General features: G+C 38.1%; 14 protein-coding genes and 1 tRNA gene. 7 read left to right on the top strand and 8 right to left on the bottom strand.

What is annotated here, in order from left to right:
- Nucleotides 1-81: 81 nt before the first annotated feature.
- Nucleotides 82-157: transfer RNA gene (locus tag GAB14E_RS11040), tRNA-Asn, on the bottom strand.
- Between the two features lie 635 nt (nt 158-792).
- Here GAB14E_RS11040 and GAB14E_RS11045 point away from each other — a divergent pair.
- Entirely contained in the window at nt 793-2,172 is a 1,380-nt protein-coding gene (locus GAB14E_RS11045) for an MATE family efflux transporter (protein WP_033082483.1), read from the top strand.
- Complete coding sequence (uvrB, locus tag GAB14E_RS11050) at nt 2,169-4,190, top strand: excinuclease ABC subunit UvrB (protein WP_033082459.1); 2,022 nt, start codon at nt 2,169-2,171, stop codon at nt 4,188-4,190. Before GAB14E_RS11045 ends, uvrB begins: the two co-directional genes overlap by 4 nt.
- 68 nt (nt 4,191-4,258) lie before the next feature.
- On the opposite strand, the gene GAB14E_RS11055 is transcribed toward uvrB, so the two are convergent.
- Nucleotides 4,259-4,471, bottom strand: a complete 213-nt coding sequence (locus tag GAB14E_RS11055; protein ID WP_033082458.1) for a hypothetical protein — start codon at nt 4,469-4,471, stop codon at nt 4,259-4,261.
- Nucleotides 4,472-4,979: 508 nt separating this feature from the next.
- Nucleotides 4,980-5,636, bottom strand: a complete 657-nt coding sequence (gene queC, locus GAB14E_RS11060; protein ID WP_033082457.1) for a 7-cyano-7-deazaguanine synthase QueC — start codon at nt 5,634-5,636, stop codon at nt 4,980-4,982.
- 194 nt (nt 5,637-5,830) lie between these two features.
- On the opposite strand from queC, the gene queE reads away from it, so the two are divergent.
- The gene (queE, locus tag GAB14E_RS11065; protein ID WP_033082456.1) at nt 5,831-6,499 is read left to right on the top strand and encodes a 7-carboxy-7-deazaguanine synthase QueE; all 669 of its coding nucleotides are present in this window, start codon (nt 5,831-5,833) and stop codon (nt 6,497-6,499) included.
- Nucleotides 6,500-6,562: 63 nt separating this feature from the next.
- On the opposite strand, the gene alr is transcribed toward queE, so the two are convergent.
- A complete protein-coding gene (gene alr, locus GAB14E_RS11070) occupies nt 6,563-7,645 on the bottom strand; it encodes an alanine racemase (RefSeq protein WP_033082455.1) in 1,083 nt (360 codons plus the stop codon).
- A 205-nt stretch (nt 7,646-7,850) separates the two neighbouring features.
- On the opposite strand from alr, the gene murQ reads away from it, so the two are divergent.
- Entirely contained in the window at nt 7,851-8,777 is a 927-nt protein-coding gene (murQ, locus tag GAB14E_RS11075; RefSeq protein WP_033082454.1) for an N-acetylmuramic acid 6-phosphate etherase, read from the top strand.
- Between the two features lie 4 nt (nt 8,778-8,781).
- The gene (locus GAB14E_RS11080) at nt 8,782-9,981 is read left to right on the top strand and encodes an exo-beta-N-acetylmuramidase NamZ family protein (RefSeq protein ID WP_052093695.1); all 1,200 of its coding nucleotides are present in this window, start codon (nt 8,782-8,784) and stop codon (nt 9,979-9,981) included.
- Nucleotides 9,982-10,259: 278 nt separating this feature from the next.
- On the opposite strand, the gene GAB14E_RS11085 is transcribed toward GAB14E_RS11080, so the two are convergent.
- Together GAB14E_RS11085 and GAB14E_RS11090 are read right to left on the bottom strand one after the other, a co-directional pair.
- Nucleotides 10,260-11,528, bottom strand: coding sequence for a GGDEF domain-containing protein (locus tag GAB14E_RS11085; protein WP_033082453.1), 1,269 nt, complete (start codon nt 11,526-11,528; stop codon nt 10,260-10,262).
- A gap of 126 nt (nt 11,529-11,654) precedes the next feature.
- The gene (locus tag GAB14E_RS11090) at nt 11,655-12,764 is read right to left on the bottom strand and encodes an NAD(P)/FAD-dependent oxidoreductase (RefSeq protein WP_033082452.1); all 1,110 of its coding nucleotides are present in this window, start codon (nt 12,762-12,764) and stop codon (nt 11,655-11,657) included.
- A gap of 479 nt (nt 12,765-13,243) precedes the next feature.
- Between GAB14E_RS11090 and GAB14E_RS25315 the strand changes: the two genes are divergently transcribed.
- The gene (locus tag GAB14E_RS25315; protein ID WP_033082451.1) at nt 13,244-14,308 is read left to right on the top strand and encodes a formate dehydrogenase accessory sulfurtransferase FdhD; all 1,065 of its coding nucleotides are present in this window, start codon (nt 13,244-13,246) and stop codon (nt 14,306-14,308) included.
- A gap of 154 nt (nt 14,309-14,462) precedes the next feature.
- Here GAB14E_RS25315 and GAB14E_RS11100 read toward each other — a convergent pair whose 3' ends face one another.
- Both GAB14E_RS11100 and GAB14E_RS11105 read right to left on the bottom strand, forming a co-directional pair.
- Nucleotides 14,463-16,838 (bottom strand): FdhF/YdeP family oxidoreductase, encoded by a 2,376-nt coding sequence (locus GAB14E_RS11100; protein ID WP_033082450.1) that lies wholly within the window; start codon nt 16,836-16,838, stop codon nt 14,463-14,465.
- Between the two features lie 257 nt (nt 16,839-17,095).
- On the bottom strand, nt 17,096-17,794 hold the full coding sequence (locus GAB14E_RS11105; protein WP_033082449.1) for a 2OG-Fe(II) oxygenase: 699 nt from the start codon (nt 17,792-17,794) through the stop codon (nt 17,096-17,098).
- A gap of 234 nt (nt 17,795-18,028) precedes the next feature.
- Between GAB14E_RS11105 and GAB14E_RS11110 the strand changes: the two genes are divergently transcribed.
- Nucleotides 18,029-20,392: a S8 family serine peptidase gene (locus GAB14E_RS11110; RefSeq protein WP_033082448.1), complete on the top strand. Its 2,364-nt coding sequence runs from the start codon at nt 18,029-18,031 to the stop codon at nt 20,390-20,392.
- Nucleotides 20,393-20,484: the final 92 nt, after the last annotated feature.

Genomic DNA, 20,484 nt, shown 5'->3' with positions numbered 1-20,484 from the left:
CAATGAAGTTGAAACTTGTTTCTAAGTTGAACTTAGTAAACTAATTATCGATACTTGGTTGTTATCGCTAATTATAAAATGTGGCTCCCCAAACTGGGCTCGAACCAGTGACACATGGATTAACAGTCCATCGCTCTACCAACTGAGCTATTGGGGAATCTCGGTTAACCTCACTGGCTAACGGGGCGGAATAATAAAGACCTGTGCCCTAAGTGTCAACACAAAAATAATAAATTATTGAAATAAATATAGTTTGCTGAAGATGTGTTCAGAAGAGGTGCTTTTGCATCAATTTAAGGTTGTTTTTTATACTGGACGTTTTTTTAGTTTCTTTTTAAACTAAGTTGTGGGTAAAGTTAGAGTTATCCACTGTTCCTGTGGGTAACTATGTGGGCAAAAATGTAAGCTTATTTGAAAGAAGCGGTTTGATTGGCTTCGTGATATGTCAATATATAATACAAGTATCACTATTTACTTATATTTCAATGTGTTATCTGTAGTTTGTGTTTTTCACCTAAAGTAGGGTGATTTTTGACCATGTATTTTTCAACTATTTACTGTGCGTTATTTTAATAGATGGTGGAGTTTATAGTTAACCCTGTAGTGCATTCAGATATGACTCATGGTTAAAAGTATTTGGCCGCATGCAGTACAATACCACCTTATGCTTTCATATTATTAGTAACGGCTAAATCTACGCTAGGTAAAAGTTAGTTAATCTTTTACAATGTATCGCTACATATTATGACCCTGAATGACCAATAGAAGCACAGATAATATTTAATGACCAATATAAAAACGGCTAAACATAACCAAAAGCAAGTTGATCTACTCGAAGACCCTGTTGCTATCACCTTAAAACGTATGACCATTCCAATGATTTATGGCATGGTCCTGTTAATGACATTTAACTTAATAGATACCTTTTTTGTTGGATTGCTCGGAACACAGCCACTAGCTGCAATAAGTTTTACCTTTCCGGTAACCTTTACTGTCCTCAGTTTAACTATTGGACTGGGGATTGGTACTTCTGCGGTTATCGCTAAGTTCTTAGGGAAGAAAGATACAATATCTGCTAAGAATTCTGCTACAGCAGCAATGTATTTAGCCGCTATTATCGTTGCATGTTTATCAACTGTGGGTTATTTCATAACAGATCCCTTATTTACTCTACTTGGAGCACAACCATCATTATTACCTTTAATCCATCAATATATGGATATTTGGTATATAGGTAGTGTTTGTTTAATTGGACCTATGATTGGCAATGCTGTACTACGGGCATCAGGAGATACAAAAACACCGAGTATAATTATGGGCAGCGCGGGTCTTATTAACGCGATACTCGACCCTATTTTTATTTTCGGTTTTGGTCCCGTTCCTGCGATGGGAATACAAGGTGCGGCAATTGCCACCTTAATTTCATGGCTTTTTGGTTTAGGTTTTGTCTTGTATATATTAACGAAGAAACACGATCTTATTCATACCACTTTATTACCAATGAAAGAGCTACTATCCGCTTGTCGAGATATCTTGAAGATTGGATTACCTGCAGCAGGCGCTAATATGTTAACTCCGATAGCTGCGGCTATTATGACAGCTATCGTAGCTAGTTATGGTGAGTCAGCCGTTGCAGCCTTTGGTGTAGGCTCAAGACTTGAGTCGATCGCTTGTTTAATCGTATTAGCGCTTTCAATGACCTTGCCACCTTTTATTAGCCAAAACTTTGGAGCAGGTCAATTACACCGCGTAGAAGAAGCTTACAAAGTTGCTATTAAGTTCATCTTAGTATGGCAAGTATTCATCTATATTATACTGGCATTGTGCGCCCATTGGGTAGCGAGTGCATTTGCCAAAGAAACAGAGGTTGCTGATCTAATTAAACTGTTTATATGGATTTTACCTTTGGGATATGGCTTACAGGGCATTGTCATATTAACTAATTCATCTTTCAACGCTTTACATAAGCCAATGATAGCTTTAGGTTTAAGTGTTATACGATTATTTGTCTGTTATTTACCGTTAGCATATTTAGGTAGCTTAGTTTATGGGTTACCAGGCTTATTTGCAGGAGCCTTACTTGGTAACATATTAATGGCGATGATTTCGTACCGACTATTCACTAAACAATTTACTGAAGTTGAGTCAAACGCAGTGGAGCAAGTGAGATGAAAGATTTTACACTTTGTTCTGATTACACCCCGAATGGTGATCAACCAACAGCTATCAAGCAACTCCTCGAAGGTATCGATTCAGGCCTTGCCCACCAAACACTTCTTGGAGTAACAGGCTCAGGTAAAACCTTTACCATAGCTAACGTCATTGAAAAGCTCAATCGACCGACCATGATGTTAGCACCAAATAAAACTCTAGCAGCGCAACTTTACGGCGAAATGAAAGAATTCTTTCCCAATAATGCGGTTGAGTATTTTGTTTCGTATTATGACTACTATCAACCAGAAGCTTATGTACCAACGACCGATACTTTTATAGAAAAAGATGCCTCTGTTAACGAACATATCGAGCAAATGCGTTTATCGGCAACTAAAGCTTTATTAGAACGTCGTGATGTTATTATTATTGCTTCTGTTTCTGCAATTTATGGTTTGGGAGATCCCGATTCTTATTTAAAAATGATGTTACACATTAGCCAAGGTGACATTATTAATCAGCGAGACATTTTACGCCGCCTTGCCGAACTGCAATACACTCGCAATGATGTTGCTTTTGCGCGAGCTACTTACAGAGTACGTGGCGATGTTATTGATATTTTCCCCGCAGAATCTGATCGCCTTGCTTTACGTATTGAATTATTTGATGAAGAAGTGGAACGTATTAGTCAGTTTGATCCGCTCACCGGACAGATGGAAAGAACATTACAACGTGTTACTGTTTATCCTAAAACCCATTATGCGACACCAAGAGAAAAGATAATTGCGGCAGTTGAAAACATTAAAGTTGAGCTTAAACACAGATCACAGCAACTTAAAGACAATAATAAATTAGTCGAAGAGCAGCGCCTTACTCAACGAACCCTGTTCGATATTGAAATGATGACAGAGCTTGGTTATTGCTCAGGTATAGAAAACTACTCTCGCTATTTATCGGGTAGAGAGCAAGGGGATGCCCCACCAACCTTATTTGATTATTTACCTGATGATGGTTTACTTATCATTGATGAATCTCATGTTACCGTGCCACAAATTGGTGCCATGTATAAAGGTGATCGCTCTCGTAAAGAAAATTTAGTGGAATATGGCTTTCGCCTACCATCGGCACTAGATAACAGGCCGATGAAATTTGAGGAGTTTGAAGCACTTTCTCCGCAAACTATTTATGTTTCTGCTACGCCAAGCAATTATGAAATAGAAAAGTCAGCTGGTGATATTGCCGAACAAGTCGTTAGACCCACAGGTCTACTTGACCCCGAAATTGAAGTGAGACCGGTAGAAACACAAGTCGATGACCTGCTATCAGAGATTCGTAAACGCTTGCCATTAGATGAAAGAGTCTTAGCTACTACGTTAACTAAACGTATGGCGGAGGATTTAACGGATTATTTGGATGAGCACAGTATTAAAGCTCGCTACTTACATTCAGATGTTGATACGGTTGAGCGAGTAGAGATCATACGCGATTTTAGATTAGGTAAGTTTGACGTATTAGTCGGAATTAACTTACTTCGTGAGGGCTTAGATATGCCTGAAGTTTCTTTAGTGGCAATTCTTGATGCGGATAAAGAAGGTTTTTTACGCTCCGAACGCTCTTTAATTCAAACTATTGGTCGCGCGGCACGTAATATTAATGGTCGAGCAATATTATATGCAGACAGAATAACAGGCTCAATGCGACGTGCAATTGATGAAACTGAACGACGTAGAGCTAAACAGCACCAATACAATTTAGATAACAACATTATACCTAAAGGCGTTGTTAGGCGGATTACCGATGTAATGGGCGTTGGTAGTTATAGTGATGCTAAGTCATTAGATAAAGTTGCAGAGGCTAGTACCAATTACCATATTAACCAACAAGCTGAAGAGCCATTGTTAACCACCGTACAAATAGATACTAAAATAGCTAACCTTGAAAAAGACATGCAAAATTATGCGCAAAACTTAGAGTTTGAACAAGCTGCCACAGTACGTGATAAAATTGCTAAATTGCGTATACAGCAATTATCTAGCTAACAAATAATTTACTTTTTGATTTCACTTCGCCATCTTGCCTAAGTAACTTGATTAAATACCCTTTCAAGTTACTTTAGTTCTAACATTGAGTAATGACCAAGAATAGTAGCAACAGCATCACTACTGCATTGGGGAAGGTGGCTGATATCCTCAATTATTCGGTCTTGGATATCTATAGGGAATAATAACAGCCGCTCCATATAAAGGTGGGCTTGAGTTTCATTATTGGCATCAATTAATTGCTTCAAACGTCGTGCTTGATATTTCCAAGTAGCACTCATAAGACAACCTCAATTATTCATTGAACACCTTATAAGTCTAGGGCTAAAGTATGCGGGCGGTTATAAATATTTTGACTTAAAAGAAAATCAATGGAAGATAATAATCTATAGGGAGATAAGTTATTAAAAAGCATTATGTTAATAACTTGATAATAACTTCGAGTTGACTATTTTAGTGGGTATTTTCCATATTGAGGAACATTTTATGGCGGTTATCCTGATTTAACATGGCATCCTGCGTTTAAAGTCCTCTTAGTTCACGGCTAATTTAACCGTTAACTTACTCAAATCTTGATATTGATTGCTTGATGTTTAAGTAAAAACAACAATTAGGGTTATTAAAATAAATTTTCCGGATTAAATAACGATATGCTCTATCAATGTTTCAATTTATTCGATTATCAAGGTAAAACGTTTATGAATAACGGGTTATTTATCGACGTTTAACGCTGAGAATTGAACAAAGGGGGAAATTGAGCAAATGCTGCTTATCCAGAGTTCAGGTTACTTACTCATAACTGATTGGATCAGAAACATCATTATCAGAAAATGCTGCCAAACGCTCTTCACAAGCACTGCATTTTCCACACGCCTTATCTCTACCGTTATAACAGGTCCAAGTGTTGCTATAGTCTAAATCCATAGCGATACCATCTCGAAGAATGGCTGATTTATCAACGGTTAAATAAGGGCTGAAAATCTCAACACTCTCATAGTTAGCAATTTTACAAACATCGTTCATTTTTTCAACAAATTCAGGTCTACAATCAGGATAAATAGCATGGTCACCAGAGTGAGCGCCGTAATAAACCTGCTCAGCACCAACTGATACAGCATAAGCGACGGCTAATGATAGTAAAATCATATTTCGATTGGGTACTACCGTTGACTTCATATTATCAGATTCGTATTGCCCCTCAGGAATATCAATATCATCAGTTAATGATGAGCCCGCAAGTAATTGATTGATGGCAGAAATATCAATTACTTTATGCTTGATATCAAGTGCGTTACAAACAGTACTGGCACACTCCAATTCTTTTACATGTCGTTGACCATAGTCAAAGGATAAAGCAAATACTTCTTTGCCATCTTTTTGGGCACGGTTTAATACCGTGAACGAGTCCATGCCGCCAGAATAAATAACAACAACTTTTTCAGCCATTTGAAAGCTCTCTTAATTGATCTAAGGTATAATACCAAACAGAATAATTTATTGTATAACTTAGCGCTTTAGTCTGATTGGTATGGTAAAAAACGTTGGTTATTTTACTCGAAATATACACTAGGCTAAAGCAGAAAGTTAATAGCTAAGACAATAAAATACACCACAATACAGAAGAGAAAACCATAATACCCATGAACTATAAAATTAATGAGCTTTTTGAAACACTTCAAGGAGAGGGATCTTTCACAGGACAACCGTCAATTTTCATACGATTACAGGGCTGTCCTGTCGGATGTTCGTGGTGTGATACTAAACATACTTGGGATATTGAACTTGATGATCAGGTCAGCGCCGGGCAAATGTTAGCTAAAAAAGAAGAAACGCCGAAATGGGCTAATTTTACACCGACAGAAATTTTAGCCTTGTTCCAAGAAAAACAGTATCGAGCAAAGCACATTGTTATCACTGGTGGCGAGCCATGTATGGTCGATTTAACGCCGTTATGTGAATTACTTGAACAACAAGGTTACAGCACGCAAATTGAAACCTCAGGTACCTTTGAAATTTTCACTACGGCAAAATGTTGGGTAACTGTTTCACCTAAAATAAATATGCGTGGTGGTTATGAAGTGCTAGCAAGCGCAATGTTACGTGCTAATGAAATCAAACACCCCGTTGCAACTGAGCAACATGTGGATGATTTAAAAGCTTTATTAGCATTGCATCAGATAAAAGATACCGCTATTTACCTACAGCCAATTAGCCAAAAGCAGCGAGCTACTGAATTAGCTATAGAAACTTGCATTGCAAATAACTGGCGGCTGTCGGTACAGGTGCACAAATATATCGGTATTGAATAATTTTAATTGTTGATTAGCTAGAAATTAATAATCTAAAATTAGTATCAAGAATGAGTGTTTCAACTAACCAGAAATAACCTTTGGTACACGTTTGGATACTCGAGTTAATAACTCGTAATTAATGCTCTCGCTGTATTGAGCAACGATATCAATATTTATATTTTTTCCCCACAACTCGACAGTATCCCCAATTTTGGCATTATCTAAGTCGGTGATATCGACAGTAATCATATCCATTGAAACCCTACCAACAAGTGCTGCAACTTCTCCGTTAATGAATACAGGAGTGCCAGTTTTGGCATTTCTAGGGTAACCATCCGCATAGCCAATCGCCACCGTTGCTATAATTGTCTGTCGTTGGGCTTGCCAAATGTCGCCATAACCAACAGTTTCTCCAACATCTATATTATGTATAGCGATGATATTAGCTTGTAAGGTCATTACCGGAATAAGAGCTTGGGTTATAGGGCTATCACCAATAGGAGAAACACCATACAGTGCTAAACCTAAACGAGTATGATCGCCGTGACTTTCTGGCCAGTTTAGAATACCGGCTGAATTGGCCATACTAAATTTACAGTGATGTTTTGATACTAACGTCTTTAAAGCGACCAGCTGCGCGAGAGGTTTAGTATTCTTAATTTGCTCAGCCGTTGAAAAATGAGAACACAATACTAGCTTGCTTCTTTGCTCTTCAGATAGCTGTGAAATAATGCTATCGACTTGCTCAACAGGGAAACCTAAACGATTCATTCCCGTATCAACTTTTAGCCATATATCACCAGAAAACTCAGCTGCCGTTGATTTTAGCCACTGTAGTTGATAATCGCTGTGTATCATTAAGGTAAAGTTATTTACACGTGCTATTTCTAAATCTGTTTGGTTAAAAGCACCTTCAAGAATAAGGATTTCATTTTTAATCCCAGCACTTCTCAGGGTTAATGCTTCATCGATAAAACCGACGGCAAAGCTATTCACTTCTGAGCTAAGGGCAAGTGCCACCTTATTTGCATCGTGGCCATAAGCATCGGCTTTAATTACGGCAATGGTATTGCTGTTGCTGGCTAAACTATCAATATATTGATAGTTATTCACTAATGCGTTTAAGTCGATAACGGCTTGTGTATGTCTTGAGGTATGGTTCATATCTGTGGCTGATAATTTGCTGATGAATGATTTACTGAAAGTATGGTTAAAGATAAAAATTAATATCCAATGAAAAAGTGGTTAATTTCTATATTTATTATTAGTTATCAGTGTACCATGATAACAAAAACGCGCCTTAGGTTAATCACAAACTTTGTTAATAACATCAACAAATAAAGGCCAGGTGACCATAACGAGATGATTTATGAACACGCAAGAAAACCTAGTAGATGAGCTTAAAAATATCAGCACAGAGGGGCAAAACCCCAATACCTTAGACATAGATTTACTTGATTCACTTGGTGTTCTACATAAAATTAATACAGAAGATCAAAAGGTTGCCGGCATTGTAGAAAAGCTACTACCTGAAATAGCACAAGGGGTTGATCTTATTGTTCATGCTTTTTCTTGTGGTGGTCGACTTATTTATATAGGCGCTGGTACTAGTGGACGATTAGGTGTACTTGATTCGGTAGAGTGCCCTCCAACTTTTAGTGTTTCAAGTGATCAGGTTGTCGGTATTCTTGCCGGTGGTGCTAGTGCAATGTATAAGGCTGTAGAAGGTGCAGAAGACAACAGACAATTGGCCATTGACGATTTAAAAGCCGTTGGTTTGTCCAGCAAAGATATATTAGTAGGCATAGCTGCCAGTGGTCGCACGCCCTATGTCTTATCAGCAATGGAATTTGCCAAAGAGCAGGGTGCTAAAGTGATAGGTATTAGTTGTAGTGCTAACAGTACTTACGCACAAAATAGTGATGTTGATATTTGTGCCGTAGTTGGCGCAGAGGTACTCACGGGCTCTACTCGGATGAAATCAGGCACCGCGCAAAAACTCATTCTAAATATGCTTAGTACTGCCAGTATGATACGCAGTGGTAAAAGTTATAAAAATCTAATGATTGATGTAAATGCCAGTAATGAAAAATTATACGCTCGTGCTGTTCGTATTGTTATGCAGGCGACAGAGTGTGATTTTAATGTTGCCGAGCAAGCACTTGCTCAAGCCAATAATCAAACAAAACTTGCTAGTTTAATGGTGTTAACCGACTTGACTGTCGACCAAGCTAAAGCAGCATTAAAGACAAATAAGGGCTTCTTACGGAAAGCTGTTGAGCAACAAAGGTGTTAATACAGTGATTATTAAGTTGACTGTTTTTTTCAAAACAATAACGCTACTTTTTAGTGTATATTTATCCTGCTTTAGCTTGACCGCAAATGCCGATGAAGAACAAAACATTATTGTTGGTGCTGAGCGGCTTGCACAATACCTACCAAAATTAACAGGCAAAAGAGTGGCGTTAGTGGTTAATCAAACATCGACCGTGTTTGATAAACATTTAGTGGATATTCTGTTAAAAGAAAACATTAATATTAAGATGATCTTTGCCCCAGAACATGGCTTTCGAGGCATGCGTGATGCGGGTGAAAAATTTGATTCAAGTATTGATACTAAAACTGGTATTGCGCTTGTTTCTCTATATGGTAAAAACCGTAAACCCTCGCTAAGTATTATGAGTGAGCTCGATGTCATCATTTTTGATATCCAAGATGTTGGTGTGCGTTTTTATACTTATATTTCTACCATGCATTACATGATGGAAGCTGCAGCAGATGCAGGTATTGAATTTATTGTCTTAGATAGACCAAACCCTAATGGTGCTTATATTGATGGACCTGTACTAGAAGATGAATTTCGTTCATTTGTAGGCATGCACCAAATCCCCTTGCTACATGGACTTACTGTGGCAGAACTCGCTCAAATGATTAAAGGTGAACATTGGTTGAAAAGTGAAAGAAATCTTGCTCTCACGGTGGTTAAAGTGAAAAACTACCAAAGAGATTTAACCTATAACTTACCGATAAAACCGAGTCCGAACTTACCCAATGCTCATGCAGTTTCTCTATACCCATCATTAGCTTTTTTTGAAGCAACCCCCGTAAGCATAGGTCGAGGCACACAGTTTCCATTTGAAGTTATCGGCCATAACGAGGTCAATGTCGGTAACTTCAGTTTTACGCCTGTTTCTACGCCAGGGGCAGCGAGTAAACCTAAGCTGATGAATAAAAGGTTAGTCGGAGAAGATCTTCGTCAAGTCAGGAGCCAAGGCTTAGATTTATCATTGCTACTTCGCTGGCAAAAAGCCTTTGCGGTAAAAAAAATTACCTTTTTTAATAGCCCAACGTTTATGGATAAACTGGCAGGTACAGATAAGTTACGAAAAGCAATAATATCAGGGCAAACTGCTCAGCAAATTAAACACAGTTGGCAGGCCGATTTAGATATTTTCAAACAAAAACGCCGACCATATTTACTTTATCCTGATATCAACTAACTATAAATTTCTTATGTAACTATGTAATAAAGCTAAGCTCTTAGTCATCATTCCTAATGAGAATTATGAATTATGAATTATGCTGCGGTCTGCCATAGCAATAAAAGTGCAATGGCATCTTTAAAAGCTCAAATTCCCCAGGATTGTCAACGGGGCTTGAGCAGCTCTCAAACATGTGAAATAGGCTTTACTGAGCAATCAGGTATATCTTACCAATAGGTATTGTTTTTACTTAAAAATCAAATACTCATTATCCAGAGTTCAGGTTAGATAAAATACTAAGCTGCGGCTGTTCTATTATTTCCGCTGTTTTTTGCTTTATAGAGCGCTTTATTTGCACGAGCAATTAAATCATTAAGGTCTTCTTCATGCATTTGGGCGACACCTGAGCTACAGGTGATCTTAATATCATTTGGCCATCCAGCTTCTTGTATTGATTTTCTTATTTTATCAGCAACATCAACCGCTTGAGCTAATGTTGTGTCAGGACACACTAATAAAAACTCTTCTGTATTCCAGCGGGCCACCGTATCGCTAGATCGGCAGGTATCATTAATCTCACTAACAAATTGCTGTAAAATTTTCTCGGTAATTTGTTGACCGTGTTTTGGGTGAAGTACTTCAAAATAATCAATGTTAAGGAAAATAACACTCAAATTATGTAAATCTGTAGGCGCTAATTGATCAAAACATTTTCTTAATCCTATGCGATTAAGTGCGCCAGTTACGGGACAACTCATTGCGCCAAACACAAGTGTCTTTTTGGCTTGTATTGGCGGTTCTACTTTTATTTGTTTAGCGGGGCTAACTCGACGAATAACATAACCTAGAGCAATGCTCCATAACATGATTAACACGGAAACAAGTGTTGATGTGCTGATATATTTTCCTTTGATTTCTATACGTTCAATCGTTAATTTATAACTGCCCTCGGCTACACTGCTACTTGGCGCTATCACAATAGTGTAGATATTCGAATAGTCAGTCCCGCCATGGTTAAGTGCTAAATTGTGTTTATTGCTCCACCCTTGTGGAATAGAAAAATCACTTAACTTTAACCAGACCGGATTGGTAACATAGGCTTCTAAATATTCAAAACTATTAGGTTTTAGGCTTTGTTCATCTGCTTTGACAGCATAACCTTGATTAAAGTTGCGTAATTCAACACGAGTGCCTGGTTGTGTGGGATGATTATGTGTTATCCATAAGCCAATTTTTTCAAAATTAGACAAATCTAATCCGGTAAATGTCGCCTGTGTACTTAAATCTTGGACGTTAATAAGTAACTCACAAAAAGGCTGTGCTAGATGAGATTTATTTATTTGGCATGAAAAATCAAGCCCTTGATTTGTTTTAACAACACTTCCCGCAGAGGTGCCGAAGACTGTACTATCATCAACAACCTTTATATCTGCTGAGTTTAAATTAATTACTTTAGTTTTTTCAATATTAAGAAACAGTAATGCTAAGATTATCAACGTAAAAAAGGCGAGAGTTATAGCGAAATATAGTTCTTTATTTGTCTGAGCACCCGATACTGTTTGCATAAAAATCCATCCCTTTAAATAGGCGAACGCATTCAAATACTTAAATCAAATTAATAGCTATTTATCCATTTGATAGAAGAGAACTTAAAAGCAGTTACTCCTTTAAAAGTAATACAGCATTGGCAATTAAACAAATTTTAGCTTTTGGAAAACATAATCGGCAATAGCCAAACTAGACGTTAGTCCTGGTGAATCTATACCGAATAAATTTACTAAGCCGTTAAGGTGATGTATTTCACTGGTTTGAATAACAAAATCTTTAAAGGGGTCATCAGCGGCTTGTAACTTAGGGCGAATGCCTGCGTATGATGGCTGCAACTTATCGGCAGATAAAGTGGGGAAATATTGTGAAATTTGTTTTATGAATTTATCCTTGAGTTGTTCAGGGAAATTATAATCCAAATGCTCTATATATTGTGTATCAGGGCCAAATTTTAATTGTCCGCCCATATCAAGTGATGCATGAATACCTAAACCATTGTCTCGTGGGATAGGGTAAATTAGTTGTTTAAAAGGGCTTTTACCTTGATAAGAAAAATAATGACCACGACACCAATGCAATTCAGGGATAACTGATTTATCCATACCATTGATAGTATGTGCTAGCGCTACACTGTGTAAACCTGCGCAATTAATTAAATATTTACACTGTATCGTTAGTAATTCACCTTGGCTATCTAAGCTAACTTCAAAGCCACCTTGTTTAGGTGTAGCACTAATCATTTTAGTTTGGGCAACGAACATAGCATCATTTTGTTCAGCTTGTGCCAATAAACTTTGCATGTAAGCATGACTGTCAATGATGCCCGTAGAAGGAGAATGTAAAGCAGCACTGGCCCGTAGATCAGGCTCAAGTTTTGCTAAAGTGGCTTGGTCAAGCCAAGTCAGATCATCTACACCGTTATTTTTCGCACTAATTATTGTCTGTTTAAGAAAGGCCTCTTCTTGCTTACCATGGGCAACGAGTAATTTTCCAATTTTATTCACTGGGATATGACGCTCTTGGCAGTAGTGGTAAAGCATTTTTTTGCCTCGGACACATAATTTTGCTTTCAGGCTATTTTGTGGATAATAAATGCCAGCATGAATCACTTCACTGTTGCGACTACTGGTTTCTTCACCAAAACTGGAATTTTTATCAATGACTAACACGTCATCGAATTGTTGACTGAGTTTTGCAGTGATTGCTAAGCCAATAACACCCGCACCAACAATAAGTACATCTACGTTATCCATACTATCCTTTGTTATAATCTGTTCACTGTAGTGTAAGTGTGATAATTATAGCGAATAATTCACAGATTAGTTGAGCTTAATCATAGATATAAAAAATGTTACTTGTAAGCTTCTCTTATACTCACTGATATATCTTAATATCGTTAGCTGCAGAATCTTCCTGTAACTGACAAGTCACTAAGATGTAAAACCATAGGAGTGTCGATATTACTATTAAAGTTAGGTGCTAATGGATAAAAGAGTCGCTTTGAAAAGTGTAAGTGTACCGCCATGGTCAAGGTAATAGTGCAATTCTAGTTTATTGCTCAGTAAACAAATGATGTCGACACATTAACCCTAATTTAGTCTTGGCATGCAACAAAAGTTATACAGTATTTAAATTATTACCCGTCATGCAATGTAACTTGACCTTTTCAGCTCTAAGGTTAGGGGGTAAACTTTAACTAAATACGTACAAGACCAATAGCACTAAGATTAATATGAAAAAGACTGAAAAACCTGAGTACTCAACAAGCATTATCAATAAGGTAAGTTATAGCTTTTCTAAAGTTGTTATGAGTGAAACATCAGATGTTATTGTTGCAGAGAATCAAACGAATCAAAGTAAGCTAATCAGAACCACTAGTACAGATACTGTTATTGTTGAACAACCGCTGAAAATTACTTTATCTTGGATCGAAAAAACAGAGGTGAAAAATAAAGTCTTCACGATTACCATGCGTACTCCTGGCCACGATGATTTATTGATCGTTGGTTTATTACATAGTGAAGGTATTATCAAGCAGCTGAATAACATCGATTCAATAAAAATTGAGTCTGATGATGTTGCTGGTGAAGAGAGGAAAAATGAATGGTTAGTGCAATTTACTAGGGGTTTTTTCCCTAACTTATCCTCATTAGATAGATATATGATGAGCTATTCTAGCTGTGGTTTGTGCGGAACAACGTCATTAAAAACATTGCAGTTAAAAACAGAGATAAATTTATCTTTTACTGAGCATAGAAATGTCCTCAAAGCTCAATCATTACTTCTTTTGTCGAATAAAATGCGTAATGAGCAAAGTCTATTTGATAAAACAGGTGGTGTTCATGGCGCGGCCTTATTTGAGCTAGAGTCTAGAGAAGAGTGTGAAAATAAGCTTAAAAGTGAGCCCAACCGAAAATCAAAACAACAGTTTCACCGTTTATTGCAGCCAAAGCTGAATTTACAACATGTCTATGAAGACATCGGCCGACATAATGCAGTTGATAAAATAATTGGCGCTTTGTTAACATCCAGTCCATCTAATGTTCTATTAGTGCCAGCTAATGATGATGAATTGTCCTTAGCATTACCGTTACGACTATTACTTGTTAGTGGCCGTATAAGCTTTGAAATAGTACAAAAGACCATCATGGCCGGTATTCATATATTAGTTGGTGTTGGTGCACCTTCTGATCTTGCCATACAAGCGGCTAAGCAATTTGATTTAACCTTGATTGGTTTTGTCAGTGATAAAGGCTTTAATGTCTATCATGGTGATTGGCGCTTGAATAATGACTAACGGGGATAGCCATTAATTAAAGTTGCAAAAATGAGCGATTATTCGAGCTAGATTTAAAGCACTTATTTACTTGCTAAGGTGAGAAAGAAGATATTTATCACCTTAGCAGATATTATTTATTTTAAACTTAGCTACGAAAGCTAAAAAATGGTCATTAAATTAGCGGCGGATTTTTAGCTTCGTTGATAATTACCGCGACAGATTTTGAAGTGGGTGTGTAAGAGCGATCACCAAAACTATCCAGTGGTACCAACGGATTGGTTTCAGGATAATAAGCAGCAAGATTACTTCGGGGAATATCGTAAAAACATAAGATGAAGTTAGTTACCGTTCGATTTTGGTTATCAGACCAAATAGAGGTGATGTCGACATAATCGTTATCTCTAAAACCCTGTTTTAAGGCATCTTTTTTATTGATAAATAAAATATTTCTCGCATTAATAACACCGCGATATCTATCGTCCATGCCATAGATGGTAGTATTGTATTGATCGTGCGAACGAAGAGATTGCAGAGTATAAAGTGGCTGTTTGTTATGTTGCAGCTCGTTTAGTTTCTCTTTAGAGACATTGACGATACTTTTTGGTAAAAAATTAGCAGTAAACAAGGCTTTTTCTTGTGTATTGTTCCATTTTAATTGTGCAGCACTGTTACCAAGGTAAAAGCCACCCGGTTGTTCAAGCTGAAGATTAAAATCGGTAAACCCTGGAATGGCCTGTTCAATCAAATCACGAATTAAGTCGTAATTTCCTTTTAGCTGTAGCCAATTTATCGCCGAATTAGTGCCGTCGTTACTAGCGCTGTTAGCTTTACTTTTAAGTTTACCGTTAGCCTTATCACTAGTGAGGGTAGCGTTAGCGATATCCGCAACAATGGCAGTTTCAGAATGTAATGAATCAGCTAGCGGTACTACATTACCTTGTGATGCATGAACCATACTAAAGGTATCTTCCACGGTGATAAACTGTGCACCCGTAGTTTGATTATCTATTTCGGTACGGCCTAAACAGGGCAGGATCAGCGCGTCTTGACCTATACATAAATGACTGCGGTTGAGCTTAGTACTTATTTGCACATTCAACTCGGTATTTTTTAATGCTTGATGGGTTTGTACTGTATCTGGGGCGGCTTGGGCGATGTTACCACCTAAACAAATGAGTACTTTACTGGTTTTTTGCAGCAAAGCATTCAACGCATAATAAACGTTATGTCCTTTTTCTTTTGGTAGTGGCGTATCAACGGCTCGAGAAAGTTGCTCGATAAATGCCGTCGTTGGTTTTTCATTGATACCCATGGTGCGATTACCTTGCACATTGGAATGACCACGAACTGGACATAAACCGGCGCCTTTTTTACCTATATTGCCTGATAATAATTGTAAGTTAACAATTTCTTGGATGGTGGCGACAGAATGTTTGTGCTGCGTTATACCCATTGCCCAAGTACAAATGACCTTGTCCGCGGATAAAAAAATATCAGTGGCTTGTGATAACTGTTCAAATGTAAGTCCTGATTGCTGTTCAATTTGTTGCCAAGAGGTATCGTTAACTACCTGCTGATATTGTTCAAATTGCTGGCAATGCAACTTGATAAAATCGTTATCAATTATCGTTGTCTCGCCGTTTTCTTTTTGCTCAGCATTACGTGCAAGAATTATCTTTACCATGCCGCGAACAGCCGCCATATCTCCGCCGAGCTTTGGAGTGAAATAAGCATGGCTGATAGTTGTTGCCTTAGGCGTCAACAGTTCTATCGGGTCTTGCGGGCTAGCAAAGCGCTCTAGCGCTACTTCTTTTAAATTGTTGAAACTTACTATTTTGCAGCCGCCGCGGGCTGCCTTACGCAAGGCATTCATCATTCGAGGGTGGTTGGTACCCGGATTTTGGCCAAAAACAAATATCGCCTCGGCATGATTAAAGTCGTCTAATACTACAGTGCCTTTGCCAATACCAATAGACTCATTTAAGGCAACACCACTGGCTTCATGGCACATATTTGAGCAATCAGGAAAGTTATTGGTACCATAAAGTCGGCCAAATAATTGATACAGGAAAGAGGCTTCATTACTGGCACGACCGGAAGTATAAAATTCTGCTTCATTGGGCGAATCTAAACTGTTGAGCTTTTCTGCTATCAGTTGGTAGGCATCTTGCCAGTCGATAGGCTCATAATGATCGGTGTTTTTATTGTATTTCATCGGCTGGGTTAACCGACCTTGGTACTCTAACCAATAATCACTTTGTTTTTGTAACTGGCTGAGACTATGTTGGGCGAAAAAATCTGCATTGACTTTTTTACTGGTTGACTCCCAGGCAATTGCCTTAGCGCCATTTTCACAAAATTGCAATAAGCCTTCTTTTTCATCGCCCCAAGCGCAACCGGGACAATCAAAACCTTTATCCTGATTTGCCTTTAATAAATTTTTGACATTAGTCTGCGGTTGTTGGCTTTGAATAATGTGTTTTAAGGTCGAGGTTAATGACGATAAACCACCAGCTTTATTGGGTTTTTTACTAAAATGCTCAGACACAAAATTCACCTTGAAATGATAGCAATCTCACTAAATTATTGAGGATTTAGTGAGAATTAATCCGTTTGTTATAACTATGCAGATAATTGCAAAATTGAAATACTTATACCCGCTCCAGCTGAATCAAGCATCTTCAAGTGGAACGAGTTTATCTTGCTTAATTATATACGGAGGTGGAGGTCAGGCGCCAGTCATCCACCTAGCTAGCTTTGATTAGTTGCGATAAATATTGCCTTTATGTGCTGAAATGAATACAGCTAACTTTTCTTACCATAGATCTGTTCAGCTTTGTTATACATTAACCATGAAGTAACGACATACTTCTCATCTGATAAAGGAATATGACCTTTATGGGTATGAGTGAAACCAGCAGGGAAAATCACTAACGAGCCTTTTTTAGGTTTAACCTTTATGCCTTGATAATGAAATTCAGTTTCACCACCTTCATCAACATCATTTAAGTAATACAAAAAGGCTAATACTCTATGTAACGGCTTATTGTGAGGCAACTGTGGGAAAATTTCTGAATGCCAGTAATGATAACCACCAACGCCTTGCTCGTAGCGTTGCACGGTGAAATTGTCGTAACAAAAAACATATTGGATCAATTGATCTAAATAAGGTTTACCTATGAGATCGAAATTTTCTTTAGTGACTGAAACAGGTAAGCCTGTTTTTGGGTCTTTCACCGTAGGGTTCAATGCTGAAATTAACGCCATATAATGTTCGGTCAAATAAGCTTTTACATGAGGGTAACTAGCATTGATAAGCTCAAGCTGTAGTGCTTGCCACTCTTTTTCAATCATAGTGACATCGTGGCTGTCTTTTAGGTTGGTCATCACACCACTGCCAACACGACCTTTGACAACTTTGTCACTTGTTTGATGACCATTGATAAGTTTGTCACATAAATCATCAGATAAAGCGTTTTCAAAGACACCGATAAATTGGCTCATTATTAATTCCTATTATTATTATTTTACTGCGCGGAAAGTGAATTACTCATGTTAGATCATATTTAATTACGTTAATTATTTATTATATAATGTTAACTGATTAGTAATTATTTAGTAACATTATTGCAACATAAGTAACAATAATGGTATGTTTACATATCTTTGATGAAAGTCATTGTGTCTGAATATGTATAAAAAAATCAATAATTATAATTAACGTACCAGGAACAAAACATGTCAAATAATAAAAACCGCCTTAAAGTAGCGAAAAATAAGGCGGCTATAATCACAACAGCTAGCCTCTTATCACTTTCAATATCAACCGCTCTTTATGCAGCACAGCCAGTAGGCGTACAAACTACAGATAATTTATTATCAGCAGTGGCGAGTTCACCTTTACCAAAACGCTTTATTGTTAAATATAAACAAACATCGAATAACTTAGCACTAATGAGTAACGTTAACAGTGTTAGCGACATGGCTAATCCAACACCACTTGGTCGTATTGCAGCTGTTCGACATAAGCTAAAGACTTTAGGTGCAACGGTTACAGATGAATTTCCAAACATGAACATGATAACTGCTGTGTTATCTACTTCAGATGCGATGAGTTTGGCAATGGATTCTAACGTTGAATACGTTGAAGAAGATTTACCACGCCGTTTTATGGCGCAAAGTGTACCTTACGGAATTGGTATGGTACAAGCAGACCAAGTTGATGATTCGATTGCCTCAGCAAATGCTGGCGGTAAGAAAATTTGTATTATCGACTCAGGTTTAAACTTGCCTCATGAAGATATGGGCGCACAAGGTGGCACGATTAACGGTACTAATGACAGCGGTACAGGTAATTGGTTTGACCATGGTGGTCCACATGGTACTCACGTAGCAGGTACAATTGCAGCGCTTAATAATGGTATTGGTGTTCGTGGTGTTATTGGTACCGATCCTAGTTTACATATTGTTAAAGTTTTTAATGAAGCAGGTTGGGGTTATTCTTCTAGCTTAGTTAGTGCTATTAATACTTGTGTAAGCAATGGCTCAGATGTTATTAACATGAGTTTAGGTGGTTCAGGCTCAAATACTACAGAGAGTGATGCCATTCAAGCCGCTTATGATGCCGGCGTACTACTTATTGCCGCAGCTGGTAACTCAGGTGTAGCTAGTAGTACAACTGATGCAGAAAGCTTTCCTGCTTCATATGACTCGGTAATGTCAGTAGCTGCTGTTGATAGCGCTAAGGCATTAGCTGATTTTTCACAGAAAAATAGCCAAGTCGAAATTTCAGGCCCAGGTGTTGATGTATATTCTACTTACCCTGAAGGACTCGGCTCAGTAGTCGAAGTTTCTGTTGCTGGCAATGGTTACACTGCTAATGCTATGGAAAATCAAGGTAGTGCAACAGGTGCTTTATATAACTTTGGTACTGGTCAAGCAATTGACTCTGGTGCAGCGGGTAATATTTGTTTGATCGCTCGTGGCAGTATTTCATTCCATGATAAAGTCAAAGCTTGTCAAGACAGCGGTGGTGTTGGTGCAATTTTATATAATAATGTTGCTGGTAGTTTTGGCGGTACTTTAGGTACAACAAACGCAACTAATATCCCAAGTGTTACTGTTTCTGATACCGATGGCGCAGCCATGTTAAATAACTTGGGCGCTAGCTCAACGGTAAATATCGGTGCAGGTAATTACGGAAAAATGAGTGGTACCTCAATGGCGTCTCCTCATGTTGCTGGTGTTGCTGCCCTAGTGTGGAGTCATCATCCTACTTGTACTAACGTAGAAATTCGTAATGTACTTAATGCTAGTGCTCAAGATCTTGGTGCTACCGGCCGTGATGTTAAATTTGGTTATGGTTTAGCGCAAACTAAAGATGCAATTGATTACATTACAGCCAATGGTTGTGATGGCAGTGGCTCTGGTGGCGGCGGTGGTGGTACAACCCCTGGCGATACTGTACTTGAAAACGGCGTAGTTAAAGTTGATTTAGCGGCAACTACGGGTAATGAACTTGTTTTCACTATGGAAGTACCTGCTGGTGCAACCGATATTAACTTTGCTACCACTGGTGGTACTGGTGATGCTGACTTATATGTGAAATTTGGCGCTGAGCCAACTGATAGTGTTTATGACTGTCGTCCATATAGATCAGGTAATGCTGAATCTTGTGCTAGTACACAAGCAGGTGGTACATATTACGTGAAAGTAAAAGCCTATAGTGATTTTACTGGCGTTAACTTAACCGGTAGTTATACTGATCCAAGTACTGGTGGTGGCGGTTCTGTTCAGCCAATTGATAGTACAACGAACAATATCGCAGTTTCCAGTAGACAATGGACTCGTTATACCCTTGATTTAGCCGCGGGTTATGCTGATCTAACTGTTACTCTATCTGGTGGTAGTGGTGATGCAGATTTATACGTTACTGAAGGTAAGCAATCTACTTCATCAACTTATGATTGTCGTCCATATAAAAATGGCAACAATGAGACCTGTAACTTTACAGCACCTGCACAAGGTACTTGGTATGTTGATATCTATGGTTATTCAGCAGCATCAGGCGTAACGTTAAACATCCAAGCTACGCCACAGTAATTGTGAACTAGTAGAGAAAATAGCTTGATCACATAAGCTATCATTCAAACTAAAAAAGGGTAACGCTAGTTACCCTTTTTTTATGCCAGAAA

It is taken from the genome of Colwellia psychrerythraea, from assembly GCF_000764185.1.
Taxonomy (GTDB): domain Bacteria; phylum Pseudomonadota; class Gammaproteobacteria; order Enterobacterales; family Alteromonadaceae; genus Colwellia; species Colwellia psychrerythraea_B.
Note: the sequence above shows the minus strand (reverse complement) of the source record. Positions and strands in the feature narration are given on the sequence as shown.

Excerpts from the sequence above, each read along its gene's own strand:
- uvrB (WP_033082459.1), top strand. The coding sequence starts at position 2,169 with ATGAAAGATTTTACACTTTGTTCTGATTACACCCCGAATGGTGATCAA.
- GAB14E_RS11055 (WP_033082458.1), bottom strand. The coding sequence starts at position 4,471 with ATGAGTGCTACTTGGAAATATCAAGCACGACGTTTGAAGCAATTAATT.
- queC (WP_033082457.1), bottom strand. The coding sequence starts at position 5,636 with ATGGCTGAAAAAGTTGTTGTTATTTATTCTGGCGGCATGGACTCGTTC.
- queE (WP_033082456.1), top strand. The coding sequence starts at position 5,831 with ATGAACTATAAAATTAATGAGCTTTTTGAAACACTTCAAGGAGAGGGA.
- alr (WP_033082455.1), bottom strand. The coding sequence starts at position 7,645 with ATGAACCATACCTCAAGACATACACAAGCCGTTATCGACTTAAACGCA.
- murQ (WP_033082454.1), top strand. The coding sequence starts at position 7,851 with ATGAACACGCAAGAAAACCTAGTAGATGAGCTTAAAAATATCAGCACA.
- GAB14E_RS11085 (WP_033082453.1), bottom strand. The coding sequence starts at position 11,528 with ATGCAAACAGTATCGGGTGCTCAGACAAATAAAGAACTATATTTCGCT.
- GAB14E_RS11090 (WP_033082452.1), bottom strand. The coding sequence starts at position 12,764 with ATGGATAACGTAGATGTACTTATTGTTGGTGCGGGTGTTATTGGCTTA.
- GAB14E_RS25315 (WP_033082451.1), top strand. The coding sequence starts at position 13,244 with ATGAAAAAGACTGAAAAACCTGAGTACTCAACAAGCATTATCAATAAG.
- GAB14E_RS11105 (WP_033082449.1), bottom strand. The coding sequence starts at position 17,794 with ATGAGCCAATTTATCGGTGTCTTTGAAAACGCTTTATCTGATGATTTA.
- GAB14E_RS11110 (WP_033082448.1), top strand. The coding sequence starts at position 18,029 with ATGTCAAATAATAAAAACCGCCTTAAAGTAGCGAAAAATAAGGCGGCT.